15 protein-coding genes, 1 tRNA gene and 1 pseudogene are annotated in these 17497 nt (G+C 45.7%); 15 read left to right on the plus strand and 2 right to left on the minus strand.

What is annotated here, in order from left to right:
* The first annotated feature begins 41 nt into the window (after positions 1-41).
* From gltX to TWT_RS05155, 9 genes and pseudogenes are all read left to right on the plus strand, one after another.
* Positions 42-1484, plus strand: coding sequence for a glutamate--tRNA ligase (gene gltX / locus TWT_RS01300; protein WP_011096509.1), 1443 nt, complete (start codon positions 42-44; stop codon positions 1482-1484).
* 12 nt (positions 1485-1496) lie between these two features.
* Complete coding sequence (locus tag TWT_RS01305; protein WP_230453594.1) at positions 1497-2606, plus strand: NAD(P)/FAD-dependent oxidoreductase; 1110 nt, start codon at positions 1497-1499, stop codon at positions 2604-2606.
* A gap of 347 nt (positions 2607-2953) precedes the next feature.
* Positions 2954-3025 (plus strand) — tRNA-Gln (locus TWT_RS01310).
* A gap of 52 nt (positions 3026-3077) precedes the next feature.
* Positions 3078-3641, plus strand: coding sequence for a biotin transporter BioY (locus TWT_RS01315; protein ID WP_011096506.1), 564 nt, complete (start codon positions 3078-3080; stop codon positions 3639-3641).
* A 193-nt stretch (positions 3642-3834) separates the two neighbouring features.
* Positions 3835-6342, plus strand: coding sequence for an Ig domain-containing protein (locus tag TWT_RS01320; RefSeq protein WP_237696862.1), 2508 nt, complete (start codon positions 3835-3837; stop codon positions 6340-6342).
* A gap of 56 nt (positions 6343-6398) precedes the next feature.
* Positions 6399-7313 (plus strand): ROK family protein, encoded by a 915-nt coding sequence (locus TWT_RS01325; protein WP_038103842.1) that lies wholly within the window; start codon positions 6399-6401, stop codon positions 7311-7313.
* A 90-nt stretch (positions 7314-7403) separates the two neighbouring features.
* A complete protein-coding gene (locus TWT_RS01330; RefSeq protein ID WP_033799912.1) occupies positions 7404-8057 on the plus strand; it encodes a lysophospholipid acyltransferase family protein in 654 nt (217 codons plus the stop codon).
* Positions 8041-9408 (plus strand): class II 3-deoxy-7-phosphoheptulonate synthase, encoded by a 1368-nt coding sequence (locus TWT_RS01335; RefSeq protein WP_011096502.1) that lies wholly within the window; start codon positions 8041-8043, stop codon positions 9406-9408. The genes TWT_RS01330 and TWT_RS01335 overlap by 17 nt, the downstream gene beginning before the upstream one ends.
* A gap of 79 nt (positions 9409-9487) precedes the next feature.
* Positions 9488-9667 (plus strand): annotated as a pseudogene (locus tag TWT_RS05155) (putative Ig domain-containing protein); the annotation flags it as partial.
* Between the two features lie 18 nt (positions 9668-9685).
* Here TWT_RS05155 and TWT_RS01345 read toward each other — a convergent pair.
* Positions 9686-11491 carry a Stk1 family PASTA domain-containing Ser/Thr kinase gene (locus TWT_RS01345; RefSeq protein ID WP_011096501.1) on the minus strand — a complete coding sequence of 602 codons (1806 nt, stop codon included), beginning with the start codon at positions 11489-11491 and terminating at the stop codon, positions 9686-9688.
* A 9-nt stretch (positions 11492-11500) separates the two neighbouring features.
* Entirely contained in the window at positions 11501-12565 is a 1065-nt protein-coding gene (locus TWT_RS01350) for a polyprenyl synthetase family protein (protein WP_011096500.1), read from the minus strand.
* Positions 12566-12722: 157 nt separating this feature from the next.
* Between TWT_RS01350 and TWT_RS01355 the strand changes: the two genes are divergently transcribed.
* The 6 genes from TWT_RS01355 (at position 12723) to TWT_RS01380 (ending at position 17478) form a co-directional block, all read left to right on the plus strand.
* A complete protein-coding gene (locus TWT_RS01355) occupies positions 12723-13019 on the plus strand; it encodes a DUF3040 domain-containing protein (protein ID WP_230453808.1) in 297 nt (98 codons plus the stop codon).
* A 237-nt stretch (positions 13020-13256) separates the two neighbouring features.
* Entirely contained in the window at positions 13257-13727 is a 471-nt protein-coding gene (locus tag TWT_RS01360; protein WP_237696875.1) for an Ig domain-containing protein, read from the plus strand.
* 19 nt (positions 13728-13746) lie between these two features.
* Complete coding sequence (mraZ, locus tag TWT_RS01365; protein ID WP_011102439.1) at positions 13747-14175, plus strand: division/cell wall cluster transcriptional repressor MraZ; 429 nt, start codon at positions 13747-13749, stop codon at positions 14173-14175.
* A 49-nt stretch (positions 14176-14224) separates the two neighbouring features.
* The gene (gene rsmH, locus TWT_RS01370) at positions 14225-15178 is read left to right on the plus strand and encodes a 16S rRNA (cytosine(1402)-N(4))-methyltransferase RsmH (RefSeq protein WP_011096496.1); all 954 of its coding nucleotides are present in this window, start codon (positions 14225-14227) and stop codon (positions 15176-15178) included.
* A gap of 38 nt (positions 15179-15216) precedes the next feature.
* A complete protein-coding gene (locus TWT_RS01375; RefSeq protein WP_230453686.1) occupies positions 15217-15630 on the plus strand; it encodes a hypothetical protein in 414 nt (137 codons plus the stop codon).
* 102 nt (positions 15631-15732) lie between these two features.
* The gene (locus TWT_RS01380; RefSeq protein WP_011096494.1) at positions 15733-17478 is read left to right on the plus strand and encodes a peptidoglycan D,D-transpeptidase FtsI family protein; all 1746 of its coding nucleotides are present in this window, start codon (positions 15733-15735) and stop codon (positions 17476-17478) included.
* The last annotated feature ends 19 nt before the right edge of the window (positions 17479-17497 follow it).

Below are 17497 nucleotides of genomic sequence, written 5' to 3' on the forward strand. Positions count from 1 at the left end.
TTTGGTCTGTAAGAAACACTTGAACAGACGGGGGTGTTTTTGTGCGTGACCCGCGTGTGCGGGTTAGATTTTGCCCGTCTCCAACTGGTGCACCCCACCTGGGCCTTGTAAGAACTGCGCTTTTTAACTGGGTGTTTGCACGAAAACATGGTGGGGGTTTCATTTTTCGTATAGAGGATACGGATGCGACGAGAAATAGAGAGGAGAGTTGTTCGCAGCTGATTGATACCCTGAAGTGGCTGGGTCTTGATTGGGACGAGGGTCCAGATAAGGGCGGTCAGTTTGGTCCATATTATCAGTCACAGAGGGGTGATATATATCAGGAAGTGCTCGATAAGCTCCTTGCGGCAGATCTTGCGTATGAAAGTTTTTCGACCAAAGAAGAAATAGAGAAGCGTAATCTAGAGGCCGGCCGTCCGATTCAATTGGGATATGACAATTACGACAGGACTCTGTCAGAACAAACCAAGGCCGCAATGCGCGAGGCCGGTCGTACGCCAATAATAAGACTGCGCATGGATGATGAGAATATTGCGTTTGAGGATCTTGTAAAGGGTGAAGTGGTATTCACAGATCCCATTCCGGATTTTGCACTTACAAGAGCTTCTGGTGAGCCACTCTACACACTTGTAAACCCCGTTGACGATGCATTTATGAAGATCACTCATGTCCTGCGGGGCGAGGATTTGTTGTCATCAACTCCAAGACAAATTGCCCTGTATAAGGCACTTATAACAATAGGTATTACAGATTACGTTCCGTTTTTTGGACATTTGCCAATTGTTATGGGTGAGGGTAACAGAAAATTATCTAAACGAAATCCTGAGTCAGATTTTTATTTCTATAAAGCACGTGGATTTATTCGTGAAGGTCTTTTGAATTATCTGTCGTTGCTGGGCTGGTCAATTAGTAATAGCAGGGATACATTTTCTTTATCTGAGATGATACATGCTTTTGACGTGCGGGACGTAAGGGGTAATCCGGCGCGTTTTGATTATAAGAAGTGCCTTGCAATCAATGCCTATCACCTGCGTGAGCTTAATGTGGAAGATTTTTTTCTTCGACTTGTTCCATTTGTTGAAGAGATGCTCGGTATTCCACTTTCTTTTGAGCAGAAAAATAGCCTTCGGGCAATATGTCCATTTGTGCAGGGGAGGGTTCAGTTGTTGACCGAAGCGGCAGAGATGGTTAGATTCCTATTGGTTGATAATATCTCTGTTGATTTTGCCGTAACGGATAAAGAAATTGATGTGCTGCGCCACTGTCTAGCGCTGCTGAATTTGCTTGATACGTGGGAAAGTGCACAAATTGCCTCTTGTATAAAACAGGCAATTGAACAGTTTGATCTACAGCCGAAACGCATATTCTCGATTTTAAGGCTTGCAATTACCGGTCGCAGAGTCTCTCCGCCGCTTTTTGAGTCGATGCAGATTCTGGGCAGATCGGCAAGCCTTAACCGTGTTGAAACTTTTGTAACAAACTAAGTGTGTGTCGGTGTGATTGATGTCGCAATTATTGGCGGGGGTCCTGCTGGACTTACCGCAGGTATAAGCCTTGCCCGAATGGGGTGGAAGGTCTGTGTTTTTGATTCAAATCGCCCAAGAAATGCGGCCACCATTGCTGTGCATGGGGTAATTGCCAGAGAGGGGATATCACCCCATGCATTGAGATCAGATGGGGGTAAAGCCCTTATTTCCTTTGGTGGGAAAATACTTCCGTCAGAAGTTGTTTCGGTTGTATGGACTGGTGATCAATCATCGGTTGGCTTGTCGCCAATTAGCTTGTCTATTGATGGCTCTGTTGCGGAGCCCGAGTCTTGTTGCGCTGCAAGTGCGATCTCGGATATGAAATCTAATTCTTCTTCAGAAGGTGCAGGGACAGAAGGTGCAGGGACTCGGAAGGAGAATCAATGGTATGAAGTCGATGCTCTTCTGCATCCGGCACGAAATAGGGAAAAGTTTCTTGCAAAAACCGTTCTGATTTCTTCCGGTGTTCGGGAGGTGTTCCCTCAGATAAAAAACTTGCGTGCTGTGTACGGAACAAATATTCACAGTTGTTTATCGTGTGATATGTGGGAAAAACGCTTCGATTCTGTTGGTCTTATTGGTTACGGTCCGGATGCCGTTGATATCCTGCAGCGAGCTATATACCTTTCGTTTCGTGTATCGAGTATCGTGGTCTTTTATAACCAGTTCAATCAGGCTCAAAAGGGCATTCTAGAGAATTTGGGCGTAAAAATAGTGGAGACACAACTTACTGAAGTTCTTTTGGAAGAAGGTGCATTTACCGGCTTTATGGATGCCGCGGGAAAGTCCCATACCGTATCTTCTGCATTCCTGCGTCCTATCTGGAAACCAAATGTGGATTTTATTAAAAATCCTTCCCTGAATTCCCAAGGTTTTATTATTACAGGAAATGACGGTCGCTTGAACAGGGGTAACATGTGGGCGGCGGGTGATGTAACCGGTATTGGGCAGGTATCAATTGCTGCAGGGCAGGGTGCATCTGTCGCACTTGATATAGGCAGATATTTATTCACACTGCACGGGAATAAGACGCATGGGAATGATGCCCTGGGCCACATATCGTCTAGATCCCTTATTTAGATTGTGATGTATTTGCCTATTGTGAAACAAAATAACCATTCCAAAGCCAACTGCTACTACTCTTACACCAAGAACAACGAATAGAGTCAGATTTACATCACGTGCCTCACAGTTACAGAGCAATCTTCCCTTTAGATCAAACTATTTAAGTCCAGACCTTATCTCGCCCTCTATTAGCTACACCTCACAGGATCTTGTTGTTACTGTGTATAAGCATGCGTCATCTGTGTATATGACACAGGTGCTGTAACGGTGTGATAAGGGACTATGCCGCATGACTGGGGCAATTAGCGTTGCCGCGTATCTAAGGTGCTGCGAGGCATGAACGCGGTATACTGAATTACTCTTGGGGTATGGTGTAATTGGCAACACGGCTGATTCTGGTTCAGTTGTTCTTGGTTCGAGTCCAGGTACCCCAGCTTTTGCTTTGGCCTGGCAAGTGTGCTACCCTTAGACGACAAGGAGGGTTGTATGAGTAAGCAAAATGTGCATGATCCGATTTTGAACTCCGTGCTAATTGCCCTGTTTGCTGCCTTTGTTGCTGCCCTTGGGCTTGTTCCAAAAATAGATCTTCCGGGTGGCGTTCCTATAACGGCTCAAACACTCGGGGTTATGATCGCCGGTGCCGTCCTGGGTCCGGTTCGTGGCTTTCTTGCCCTGTTGGTGTTTTATGTTCTTCTCGCAGTTGGTATGCCATTCTTACCTGGGGGAAGGGGTGGCATTGCACCTCTTGTTGGAATAGCCGGTGGGTATATTTTGGGATGGGTTTTTGGCGCCTTCGTTGTTGGGCTCCTTGTCCAGTTTGCTTTCAGGGCGCAATCCAGGGCTCTTGTTTATGCTGGTGTTTTTGCGAGCTGCCTTGCGGGTGGTGTTGTTATTGTTTATCTTTTTGGGATCCCATGGCAGTATGCCGTTGCTGGTGTGCCCATTGATAAGGCTCTTATTGGCTCTTTGGCCTTTATACCCGGCGATATAATAAAGGCGCTGATCGCCTCCTTTGTCGCTATTTCTTTGCGTAAGTATTACAGGTTCTAGTCTCCGAGTCGGCACTGGCCCTGTTTTTGGGGCCCTCGCTTACAGTTTGCCCTACGGGATAGGTGAAAAAATAGTGTTTAGCCTTTCCCAGGCCGTGTGTGCTAGAATTATCCCCATGTTTTCTAAGCTATTGCGGTGGCGGTTGCTACCTGCCGCGTGTGTCTTCATTCTCCAGCTGTTCCTTCTGTACCCGGTGTCTCCGGCAGGTGCTCTGTCGAATAGTTCACCGAGTAATCCTCCGGGCCTCTCACTTCTCTCTTCTGTATCTCGCGCGTCGCTGCCTCATTCGACTTCCCGCTTTTCTTCTGTTAGCTTCGCCGGTGGTCGTGCCTGTCTTTCCGACACCGCCGGTTCTGTTTACACGGTGGACCCTTTGACAGGGAGGGCTGTATCTGGTCAGACACAAACCTGTGCCTCGGCTGCTTCGGGCGCTGTTTTTCATCGTGCTTCGGGCGCTGTTCCTGTGCTTCATTCCCGTTACTCTGAAACTGATTCTTATGTCTATGTCCCGTATATTCGTGGAGGGCTTTACCTCTATTACAAGAAAGTCCCGTCGTCAGATATTGCCCGTGCTGTATCGGATGCACGAACGGCATTCCTGGGTTACTCGAGTGTTTTTGTTGCTCCCGCTTCTGACCGGGTAGTTTCCTTCTCTGTGTCTCCTTCTGGGGTGTTTACCCTTCTTACGGGCGGGAACGTTTATTTCTATGCGCAGGTTCCGTCTTCCTTTCAGTCTTCGGTTACCGTTAATGTCAAGTACGATGCCAAAACAGGTGTTATCAGGTCTGCTACGCCAGCCCTGCGCGGGTCTCCGTTTACCTATTCTCTGTCAACCCCGGTTGCAGGTGTTAGGTTAGACGCTAATACGGGTGCTCTGTCCGGTTCTGTGAAAGATGCCACCGTTGGGGCACATGGCCTCACGGCGACAGCTGTTCATTACACTACCGGGACGGTTGTTACGATCCGTTATCTTTTTGATTCTCCGGTACCTGCTGCGGCGCAACAGCGGGATGTTTCTCGGCCGACGCATGTGCGTTCTAAGCGTGCTGATCCGCCACAGGGTGATGCGCGCTTGACTCCGATCTCTCCTGTTCTTACTTTCCCTGTTGTTGTAGTACCTCCCGTTACCCTAACAATCGGACAACCATTTGCCTCACCTGTATCTGTAACAGGACAGTCATTCGTCTTCGGCCCAAGTGCATCATATGCCTCTATGCCAGGAACAAACCATATTCCATCATTCCTATTCCTGAACCCAACCAATGGTGCAATACAGGGAAATATACAAACCAATGTTGAACCAGGTAACTATGTATTCCCCGTTATCGCTGATTCAACTACTGCATACATATATGTTGTTCAAGTAGTAACATCTGGCACACCACAGATAACCACACAGGGAACCACACTGGTAGCACCATCAGGTCCCACAACCCCTGTTGTTGTAGTACCTCCCGTTACCCTAACAATCGGACAACCATTTGCCTCACCTGTATCTGTAACAGGACAGTCATTCGTCTTCGGCCCAAGTGCATCATATGCCTCTATGCCAGGAACAAACCATATTCCATCATTCCTATTCCTGAACCCAACCAATGGTGCAATACAGGGAAATATACAAACCAATGTTGAACCAGGTAACTATGTATTCCCCGTTATCGCTGATTCAACTACTGCATACATATATGTTGTTCAAGTAGTAACATCTGGCACACCACAGATAACCACACAGGGAACCACACTGGTAGCACCATCAGGTCCCACAACCCCTGTTGTTGTAGTACCTCCCGTTACCCTAACAATCGGACAACCATTTGCCTCACCTGTATCTGTAACAGGACAGTCATTCGTCTTCGGCCCAAGTGCATCATATGCCTCTATGCCAGGAACAAACCATATTCCATCATTCCTATTCCTGAACCCAACCAATGGTGCAATACAGGGAAATATACAAACCAATGTTGAACCAGGTAACTATGTATTCCCCGTTATCGCTGATTCAACTACTGCATACATATATGTTGTTCAAGTAGTAACATCTGGCACACCACAGATAACCACACAGGGAACCACACTGGTAGCACCATCAGGTCCCACAACCCCTGTTGTTGTAGTACCTCCCGTTACCCTAACAATCGGACAACCATTTGCCTCACCTGTATCTGTAACAGGACAGTCATTCGTCTTCGGCCCAAGTGCATCATATGCCTCTATGCCAGGAACAAACCATATTCCATCATTCCTATTCCTGAACCCAACCAATGGTGCAATACAGGGAAATATACAAACCAATGTTGAACCAGGTAACTATGTATTCCCCGTTATCGCTGATTCAACTACTGCATACATATATGTTGTTCAAGTAGTAACATCTGGCACACCACAGATAACCACACAGGGAACCACACTGGTAGCACCATCAGGTCCCACAACCCCTGTTGTTGTAGTACCTCCCGTTACCCTAACAATCGGACAACCATTTGCCTCACCTGTATCTGTAACAGGACAGTCATTCGTCTTCGGCCCAAGTGCATCATATGCCTCTATGCCAGGAACAAACCATATTCCATATTTTGTCTGGTTGAATGGGTCAGGTGGGCTCCAAGGAACGGTGGCTCCCAATGTTGAACCGGGTGAGTATAGGTTCCCTGTTATTGTCGACGGTGATCCGCTTTATTACCTCGCTCGTGTTGTTCCCTAACCGGACTATTTGCCTGTTCGTGCTTTTTGTATTTTGTATTTCTGAGAGCGGTTTTGGTGCGTGCAATCGGCGTTGATATCGGAGGGACAAAGATATCGGCGGCATTGGTTGATAGATCTGGCAATATGGACGGCCAGCTTACTGTGCCGACAGATCCCGTTGGTGTTATTGATCAGGTCGTGGAGCTTGTCAATAAACTGTCTGATGGTGAATCGGTGTGTGCAGTTGGTGTTGCTGTTGCCAGTTTCCTAAATTATAGTCGTGATTTTGTTTATAATTCTCCTAATTTGGGGCTGGAAAATATTCCGATACGCAACCTTTTGCAAAACAGAATTAAATTTCCCGTTTTTATAGAGAATGATGCAAATGCCGCCGCGTGGGCTGAGTGGCGTTTTGCTCCGCGATCTGTGGAGATTGTTAATTCACAAGATTTGTTTATGATTACTGTTGGTACCGGTGTGGGTGGAGCGGCAATTTTAGACGGCAAGATCCTTAAGGGGGGTTTTGGTATCGCTTCGGAGCCGGGGCATATTGTCCTTGTGCCAGACGGCATTCCGTGTGGTTGTGGCAAACGTGGCTGCAGTGAGCAGTATGCTTCTGGGACTGCGCTTTTGCGTTATGTAAAGAGCAATATGCCAGATTTTCCGTTTGGTAGGAACCCGTCTGATGTAATTGGCGAGCTTGTTGCCAAGTCGGATCCAGTTGTTCTTTCTGCCGTTTCTCAAGTCGCAGATAACGTGGGTCGCACAGCAGCTGCTGTTACCGCTATTTTGGACCCTGAGTTGTTTGTTATCGGTGGTGGGGTCAGTAAAATCGGCACCTTTTTTATTGATTCAATAAGAGAGTCTTATAAAGAATATTTACCCCATTCAGAGTCACGGCCGTGTGCTAATTTTCGATTGGCCCATTTTTACAATACTGCTGGGATTATAGGCGCAGCAGACTTGGCAAGGTCTTCTCTTGCTACTTGAAAATTTCCAAGGTTATTGTTTTTCAAAGTCATTGTGCCGCCTTTGTGACTCTCTTTGTGACTCTTAGGGGGGGCTTGTGTGTATTTCCTGATGAAGCTTCTTCTTGGCCCATTGTTGCAGCTTCTATATCGCCCGTGGTCAGTTGGATGGGACAATATACCTAAAAAGGGTGGAGCAATAATAGCAAGCTCACATATGTCCTTTATTGATTCAATAATAATTTCCCATTTTTCGAAGAGAAAAGTACATTTTCTTGCCAAGCGCGAGTACTTTACTGGCAGGGGTTTCAAGGGCTTTTTGATGAGATGTTTTTTTCGCCTAACAAATCAAATAGCAATGGATCGTTCCGGAGGAACTGCTAGCGAAAAAAGTCTTCAGGCGGCTCTTGATATTTTGGCAAAGGGCAGGCTCCTTGCAATCTACCCAGAGGGAACGCGCAGTCATGACGGAAAGCTGTATAGGGGACGGACAGGGATCGCGCGGCTTGTTTTGAAGGCGAATGTTCCGGTGATTCCGGCATCTGTTTTTAATACCCATCTTGCTATGCCACGCGGAAAATATTTACCAAGATTTTTTCGAGTTGGAGTTATCTTTGGCAAGCAACTGAGTTTTGAGAGATATCTCGGCTTTGAAGGGGATAGGTTTGTATTGCGATCCATAACAGATGAAGTGATGTATGAAATATACTCCCTATCGGGGAGGCAGTATACTGATGCGTATGCTTCAAATGCCCGGCTCAAATAGGGTCAATCCGTTCATAAAAAACTCGGTTGATGTTTCTTTAGAAACAATCAATGCTTGGCGAGGATTGCCGATTGAACAGCAGCCCGAGTGGCCAGATTCTGTTTTGCTATCCGAGGTTAGCTGTACTCTTTCACAGCTTCCCCCATTAGTTTTTGCCGGTGAGGTCGACAAGCTCCGCCTACACCTCCAAGAGGCTGCTGAGGGTAGGGCGTTTATTCTTCAAGGTGGTGACTGCGCCGAAAGCTTTAGGGATATTACAGCAGATAATATAAGCCGAAAGCTCAAAACAATTTTGCAGATGGCTGCGATTTTGACCTATGCAGCGGGTGTTCCAATTATCAAGATGGCCCGAATGGCGGGTCAGTATGCAAAGCCTAGGTCAGAGCAGTTTGAACTAGTGGATGGTCGCTCCCTGCCGGTCTACAGGGGGGATATGGTGAATGGCCATGAATTGCACGACAGGGTTCCTGACCCAAAGAGAATGCTCAAGGCATATGAGCTGTCAGCAGCAACATTGAATCTCATACGTGCATTTACTCGTGGTGGATTTGCCGACTTGCGTGCGCTTCATGTTTGGAATAGGGGATTTGCGGAGAGCTGTGAAAATGAACAGTATGAAGAGCTTGCGCGAAAAATTGATAAGGCAATAGCATTTATGAATGCTTGCGGTGTTGATTGTTCAAACCTTACCCAAACAGAAGTTTTTGTGTGCCACGAGGGGCTTCTACTTGACTACGAACATGCCCTAACGAGATGCGATTCACGAACCGGTTTTTTTTATGACACATCCGCTCATTTTCTTTGGATTGGCGAGAGAACGCGGCAGATCGATGGCGCGCATATTGATTTTTTTTCAAAAATAGAAAATCCAATAGGGGTGAAATTAAGCAGTAAAGTTACTGCGAGACAGGTGCTGGAGCTTGCAAACAGGCTCGACCCCGGTCGGACACCCGGTCGTCTGACTTTTATCACAAGAATGGGCGCCGGTAATATAAGGCAGTGTCTTCCGGGGATTATTGAGGCTGTGAGAGATGGTGGCTTTAATCCCGCATGGGTATGTGACCCAATGCACGGTAATACGATTACATCTTCCAGTGGGTACAAAACACGCCGGTTTATGGACATCCTGGATGAGGTACGTGGCTTCTTTGATGTGCACAGGAGTGTTGGAACGCATCCCGGTGGGTTGCATGTTGAGCTTACAGGGGACGATGTTACGGAGTGTACTGGCGGATTCGATTCCATTTCGGACGATGACTTGAAGGATCGGTATGAGTCTTTATGTGATCCGCGACTGAATCACAGGCAAAGTCTTGAGTTAGCCTTTTTTCTGGCTGATTGCATGAAGTAGCCATTCAACTACTGCATACATATATGTTGTTCAAGTAGTAACATCTGGCACACCACAGATAACCACACAGGGAACCACACTGGTAGCACCATCAGGTCCCACAACCCCTGTTGTTGTAGTACCTCCCGTTACCCTAACAATCGGACAACCATTTGCCTCACCTGTATCTGTAACAGGACAGTCATTCGTCTTCGGCCCAAGTGCATCATATGCCTCTATGCCAGGAACAAACCATATTCCATCATTCCTATTCCTGAACCCAACCAATGGTGATTGGTTATCCGGGTGTTGTTACGGTTACACGGCTTCCCCGTTTTACCGCCGTGCCCGCAGAGGGGGTTGTTATTATCTTTGCCGGCCTTGCATCAAGAGGAATAGAGGTTGTCAGGTACACTCGAAACCCCAGAGATGTCAAAGCGTCAACTGCATCATGCAGTGTTTTTCCTGTTAGGTTTGGCACTATGACAAGATCAGGTCCTTTAGAGACAACAAAATTGATCGCAGATCCTTTTGTTACAGGGTCACCGGATGGTGTTTGCCGTATAACACGGCCTTTTGGGTAATTATCGTTATATTCTTGAGTAATTGCCCCGACCGCTAGACCGGCGTTGGCAAGTGCTTCTTTAGCATCTTCTTCTGGCATGCCTATTAGATTTGGAATTGCCCCAAGGCTTGACAGGATATACAGTTCATCATTCTCGCTGACCCTTCCCCCATGTGAAATATCATCACCCGATTTCTTTTTTACGGAAATAACCAGTCCGGAGGATACAGTGCCGCTAAAATGTTCTTCCTGTCTGTATATCTTTATATCCCTATCGCGTAATAGGCTTAGAGCCTCACTGATCGGCAATCCGGCAAGGCCTTTAATATCAAATACTCTGGGTCCGAGCGAGATATCAAGCTCTAAAGTTTTATCTCTTTCCCACGCCGTGCCCGCACTGGGTAGGTTTATGATTCCCCCCGATGGAACAGATTTGTCGTATTTTTGGGATATTGTAACCGTAAGGCCCTTTTTCTCAAGTTGTTCTTTTATTTCTTCAGGTGTAAGCCCAGCTAGATCCGTAATCTCGACCGTACTACCAGGGCCTGCAATAAAGTACCAACTGACAAACCCTGAAGACACAAGAACAACCGGTAGAGCAATTACTACTAGTAGTTTTATAATCATTTTTTTTTGCGGTGTTTTTAATTTATTTTCTGAGGCGCCGAAGTCTATTATTTCTGTTGCATCAATAGTTGAATATTCATTCTCGAGATTTATTTTCTTCAATGCATTCAACAGAACAGAGGCATCCGATGGCCTCTGTTCTGGATTCTTGGAGCAGGCCCACAGCACAATGTCATCAATTACGGAGGGCACACCTGGGTTGACTGCACTTGGCTTTGGCATCGGTAAGTTGGCGTGTTTGTGCGCAACCTCCATCGGCTGCTTGCCGTGGAACGGTTGCTGTCCGGTTAATAGCTCAAAGAGCATGATTCCAATCGCATACACATCGCTTCTAGTGTCTGCCTCTGACCTTGTGATTAGCTCGGGAGATAAATAGGCGATTGTACCCAAGAGACCTGTTCCGGTTGTTGTATTGTTGCTTGCCAATCTACTTAGACCAAAGTCACCAAGTTTTATCTGTCCATTGTTTCCAATCAGTATGTTCTCTGGTTTTATATCCCTGTGTATAAGTCCGGACTTATGGGCAGATGATAAGCCTTCTAGAACACAAGTTATTATTTCGAGAGTCTGTTTTACGGTTAAGACATGTTTTTCGCGAAGAAGTTTTCTGAGTGTTATGCCGGGAACGTATTCCATAACCATGTAGGCGATTCTATTTTCCCTACCCTGATCAAAGACGTTTACTATATTTGCATTAGAAATGCCCGCTGCCAATTGTGCTTCAGCAATAAACTTTTCAGTAAACTTTGGATCATCGACCAAGTGGTCATGCATTATTTTTATTGATACATCCCTCTTTAGCCTTATATCTTTCCCTTTATACACCGTGGCCATACCGCCGGATGCTATTTTCTCGGTAATGAGGTAACGGTCCGCTATGCGCATGCCTATTACGGAAGCTGCATCCCTCATGAGATCATTTTATGTTGCTTGTGACAGCCAGGAGGCAATTTTGATTAGTTTTTCCTTACCCATACTGTGCAGCCGCGCTTCTTTGATAATTTCCATAGCCTGATCAGTCCATTTTTTGATGAGATTTTCAGCTTCTCTTAGGGCGCCGCTTTCGGTGACTATAGCCCTTATTTCCTCTTCATTATCTGCCTGTCCAAGTATCTCCTCTAGCCTTATTCGCCCGTGTTTCGTGCTGTGTATCCGCGCAAGGCCGATTAGCATTGTGTGCTTTGCAGATGATAGATCACTGGATGGTTTACCGGTTATTTTGTCATTCGCAAACGCGCCGTCTATGTCATTGCGCATCTGAAATGCAAGGCCTATTGGGAGAGAGAATCTTTTTAAAACCTCTAGGTGTTCTATTGTTGCACCGTTCGTATTGGCGCCAAGACAAAGGGGAACTTGCACCGAGTACTTCCCAGACTTTTTTATCATGATTTCTTTTGATATATCCAGGGCCTCTTGTACAGACAACTGTCTCCATCTGTGTTCGTGCAGAACATCCATGTACTGGCCTATAACAACTTCGTTTTGCATTTCGTGCCATAGGATATTCATCGTGTCCAGGTGAAAATCAGAGGCTTGTTTTGCAGTGGTGTTTAGGAGATTGTTCAATGCTGAATAAAAGAACCTACTGCTCCATACAAGCAGCATGTCTCCTGCAAGAATTGCACTTGCGGTGCCAAAATTCTCTTTGCATTTTACAAATGAGTTTTCTTCATGAAACTTGGCAAATCTTTTGTGTACCGCCGGCAACCCACGGCGGGAATCAGATTTATCAATCAGATCATCATGCACGAGCGCCGCTGCGTGAAACAGCTCTATTGCAACAGCGATATCAGAAATTAATTCAAAAAGATTTTCTGGAATTGGCCCTATGCACTCAGCACCGGTAAAGCAAAGCTTCGCCCTCAGCCTTTTTCCACCGAATGTGAAGTCTTGTAGATAATCATACATACTTTCCGTATGTTTTGATGTTTTGTTATTCAGAATAAAACGACTTATTTTCGTATTTACCATTTCCAGAAGTGTCATAAAGCACCCGAATTTATCCTGACAATGGCAGGGTACCTTTCTAGTAGGAAAAACAGACACATGAAAAACGGACACATGGAGTAGTCTTGATTATAGGTGACGCGCTTGTGCCTTGCGTGATGCTGTGCGTGTGTTGTTGTTTGTCTGGGAGGTGGGTGTGCCTTTAAGTGAGAGCGAACAGAAGGTCCTTGATGATCTTGAGCGTGATTTATACAACAGCGAGTCAGATATTCTCGCGGATGTTACATCAAGACCCGGTTTTAACCCGAGGCTCATTGTATTCGGAGTTCTGACAGTTCTTTTTGGCGTTGGCATTATGGTCGCTGGAGTTCTTGTGCAGCTTCCGTTGGCATCGCTTTTTGGTTTTGCAATTATGTTTCTTGGTGTTTTTATGGCATTTGTACCCAGTAAGCCTAAGGGGGGATTTTTTACGCGGTTTTTATCAAAGCACTAGTTGCATTGCGTATAACTTCGCGAATCTATACTTAGGCCAATCTATACCTTAGGCTTGTCTTTAGGTCAACTGTTGTTGTAAATGGTGTGTATACCGTTCCATATACAGTGGTTGTGACAGAGCTACCATCACAGGATCTTGTTGTTACTGTGTATAAGCATGCGTCATCTGTGTATATGACAGCTGGACTGATATTGGCAGTCCTTATATGTTTATTTGTTGTAGTACACCCTAACAATCGGACAACCATTTGCCTCACCTGTATCTGTAACAGGACAGTCATTCGTCTTCGGCCCAAGTGCATCATATGCCTCTATGCCAGGAACAAACCATATTCCATCATTCCTATTCCTGAACCCAACCAATGGTGCAATACAGGGAAATATACAAACCAATGTTGAACCAGGTAACTATGTATTCCCCGTTATCGCTGATTCAACTACTGCATACATATATGTTGTTCAAGTAGTAACATCTGGCACACCACAGATAACCACACAGGGAACCACACTGGTAGCACCATCAGGTCCCACAACCCCTGTTGTTGTAGTACCTCCCGTTACCCTAACAATCGGACAACCATTTGCCTCACCTGTATCTGTAACAGGACAGTCATTCGTCTTCGGCCCAAGTGCATCAGGATCTATTGACGCCCAGCAAGTTGTAAAACGTAGTATAGTGGAGGAAAGTGGAGTTTTATTTACTTAAAGTGGGATAGACTATATGAGTGTTTCTCGGTACCCATCCGGTTCGCTTGGATGATAAGAATCGTTTTGTTTTACCTGCGAAGTTTAGAGGAATGCTTGATTCCGTCGTGCTTACAAGAGGTCAGGAGAGGTGTCTCTACTTGTTTGATAGATCTGAGTTTGAACGTATAAGTGACGGTATTCGCAATACGGCACTTAGTCAGAAAAAAGTTAGGGATTATTTGAGGATTTTTCTGTCTGGCGCTGCGGCTCAACTGCCTGACAGACAGCATCGGATAGTTATTGCGAACCATCTCCGCGCTTATGCTGACTTGAAAAAAGAAGTGACAGTTATTGGTGCGGGTAAGCATGTTGAGATATGGGACTCTGAGGCCTGGTCTTCTTACTTGGAAGAACAGGAAGCTGCTTTTTCTGAAATAGCCGAGGAGGTGATTCCGGGTCTTATTTGATGTCTGTGGCGATTCCCCGGCTACAGAACCTTATAAGGCCCGGTTTTATATGAATGGTCATTTGCCGGTTATGCTGGGCGAGGTCTGTCAGCTTATCGAGCCGGTTTTGGGAATTGGTGATGTGTTTATTGATGCAACGCTGGGAGCAGGAGGTCACAGTGAGGCAATTCTTATGTCCTCTCAAGGGGCGTTGCTCTATGGAATTGATCGCGATGCTTACGCCCTGGCCCTAGCGCGCAAGCGCCTTTCCGGGTTTGCGGATCGCTGCAAATTTGTACATGACACCTTTGATAAATTCGATAAATATTTATCTAATCTGCACCCAAAGGTGTTTTTGTTTGACCTTGGAATGTCCTCTATGCAGATTGATAATCCAGACCGCGGTTTTTCTTATATGAAGTCTGGCCCCCTCGATATGCGTATGAACGAAAGTGACAAAATCACCGCAAAGGAAATCCTTAATGGGTATTCGGAGACTGCTTTGATAAGAATTTTTAGGGATTACGGTCAGGAGCGCTACGCCAAGAGGATTGCTCGACAAATCTGTAAAGCAAGATCGGTAAGTGAGCTTGTTACAACATGTCAAGTGTCGCAGCTTATACGGGATGTCTGCCCACCACATATCCGAAAGGGGCATCCAGCTAAGAGGGTATTTCAGGCGCTGCGCATTGAGGTGAATAGTGAGCTGTTATTTCTGCGAACGGCACTTGAAAAAGCCTTGGATCTTTTGCAAGTTGGTGGGAGGATTGTTGTTTTGTCTTATCATTCGCTTGAGGATCGCATTGTAAAACACTTGTTCAGAAGTGTGAGTGTTAGTCAATTGCCTAAGGGTTTTTATATTAACAAGGACCCAGAGTACAAATTAATTGGTAAGGATCTGAAAAATCCTAAAGAAACTGAGATTGCAAATAATCCGCGTGCAAGCAGCGCTCATCTAAGGGCGGTGGAACGGGTTCATTCTCATTCACAAGCTGAAGCCCAGATAGTCGAGCCCCGCGCATGATGTACAGGGTATCTGATATACGCTATAAGCGGCTGGTTATGTTTGCAGCAACTCTTGTTGTTGTCTTTGTTATTTCCCAGTTGGCTTTGAGTTCTGTAAGTGGATCATACGCATTTCACGTGAATAAACTGCGCAATGAGTCGCAGACATTGTTGCTTGATAAAAGTGAGGCGCAAAGGCAGATAGCTGTTTATAGTTCACCGCAGTATTTGGTTTCGCGTCTTAGAGAATTAGGAATGACCGGCAGTATGCATCCGGCATATTTACGGCTTTCTGATGGTTCTGTCTTGGGTAAGCCTTCTGTTGTCAATATAAATGACAGTTTTGATATGGGAAATCTTGTATCTAATGATTTATTATCTGGGATTCCAAAGGTTATTCATACGGTAGATGAGAAACAGCTTGCCGGGCTTTTGTCTCAAATGCTGTTTCCCGCGCCATTGACGAATTGATGATTGACGAATTGATGATTGACGAATTGATGATTGACGAATTGATGTCAGAATTACTTCGAGTGTACATTGCTTATTGTTGAGTGACTATTATTTAGACTGATGAAAAGGAGTTCAAGTCGGGGTATTGCAACTCTTTTTGTTGTTGCCCTTCTGTCATCCGTTTTTATGGCAAGGTTGGTGGATATACAAATAATCCGCGCCAAAGAGCTTGGGCGAGACTCGTATTTACAAAGATCAAAAACCCATGTAATACCCGGAGTAAGAGGCAATATAGTTGATGCGTATAACAGAACACTTGCTGAAAGTCTTACGCAATACAGACTTGTGCTGTCTCCAAGCAGAGTATCTGACTATTGGGCAAATGGTAAAAAAGTTATTCCTTCCGCTGCGTACCAGAAAATATCCGATGTCGTTCCAATTACACCCGCGGAGATATCCGATAAGGTTACCAATGCACTTAGAAAAAATAAGAATTCGCAGTATCTTGTTATATTCGATGCGATTGGTGTTGATAAAAAGGGAATTCTTGAGAAAGAGAATATTCCGTGGCTTTATTTTGAGCGGGTCTATAAGCGCATTTACCCATTTGGCGGTGTGGCCGGTAATTTATTGGGTTTCCTCAATATAGATCAAGTGCCACAGGCAGGACTTGAGTTATCCTATGATAACTGTCTGTCTGGTCATGACGGAAAAGAAGATTATCTCGCCTCACCAGATGGTGTGCCGATTCCCGGGAGCAATCGCGTTGTTCAGCCCGCAAAACATGGCGGTCAACTTGCCCTGACAATTGATTCTGATCTGCAGTGGTACACACAGCAGATCCTTAAACAGTATTCCGAATTGGAATCAGCGCGCTGGGGTATGGTGGCGATTGTTTCTGTAAAAACCGGTAAAGTTTTGGCGTTGGCTGATTACCCGACTGTTGATCCGAATAATGTTGGTGACACTGATGCCATCAATCGTGGGGCAAGAACTTTTTCCGATCCGTATGAGCCGGGTTCTATTTTTAAGCCTGTGACTGCTTCAATTCTCTTGGACGCAGGTGGCCTTACACCGTCCAGCAGATTCCGTGTTCCTTATAACTTTAGAGCACCTGGGGATGTGGATATTTCTGATGATGAGCGCCATGCCGATATGGATATGACACTTACAGGTATCCTTGTTGCATCCTCTAATTCCGGCATGTCGATTGCAAGCAGGTCTGTTGATCTTGCGGAGAGGTACAGATATCTAAGAAATTTTGGTTTTGGAGCCTCTACGGGCTTGCGCTTTCCTGCTCAGTCAGAAGGATTACTTGGGAATTACAAGCTTTGGGATCAACAAACGCGGTATGCAAGCTCGTTCGGCCAGGGCATTTCTGCGACAATCTTGCAATTAGCTTCTGCATATCAGACAATTGCAAATGGAGGTGTGCGCAGACCGCTTTCGATGGTTACATCCTGCGGTGATAAGCCGACTGAATCTAAAAAGGGCACGAGTGGCGTGTTCGGTCGGGTTGTAAGTCAGAAGTCTGCCTCTGCAACATCAAATATGCTAGAGATGGTTTACAGGCACAGCTGGCTTCATAACCTATGGAGGATTCCCGGTTATCGCATTTGCGCTAAAACCGGAACTGCCCAGGTGGCTGCTGGTAATGGAAAATATGGCAAGAGCTATATTGTATCTGTTGCCGGATATGCACCGGCTGAGGATCCCGAATTTGTTGTTATAACCAGTATGTATAAGACAAAACAAAATACAGCAGCCGCTGTTGCGCCTGTTTTTCAAAAGGTTATGAGTCATGTTTTAAAAAAGTATCGAGTTTTGCCATCTACAACATTGCCCACAGAATTAGCGCTGCGGTAAACCTTTATAGAAAGGCAAG

This window comes from Tropheryma whipplei str. Twist, assembly GCF_000007485.1.
Lineage (GTDB): Bacteria > Actinomycetota > Actinomycetes > Actinomycetales > Microbacteriaceae > Tropheryma > Tropheryma whipplei.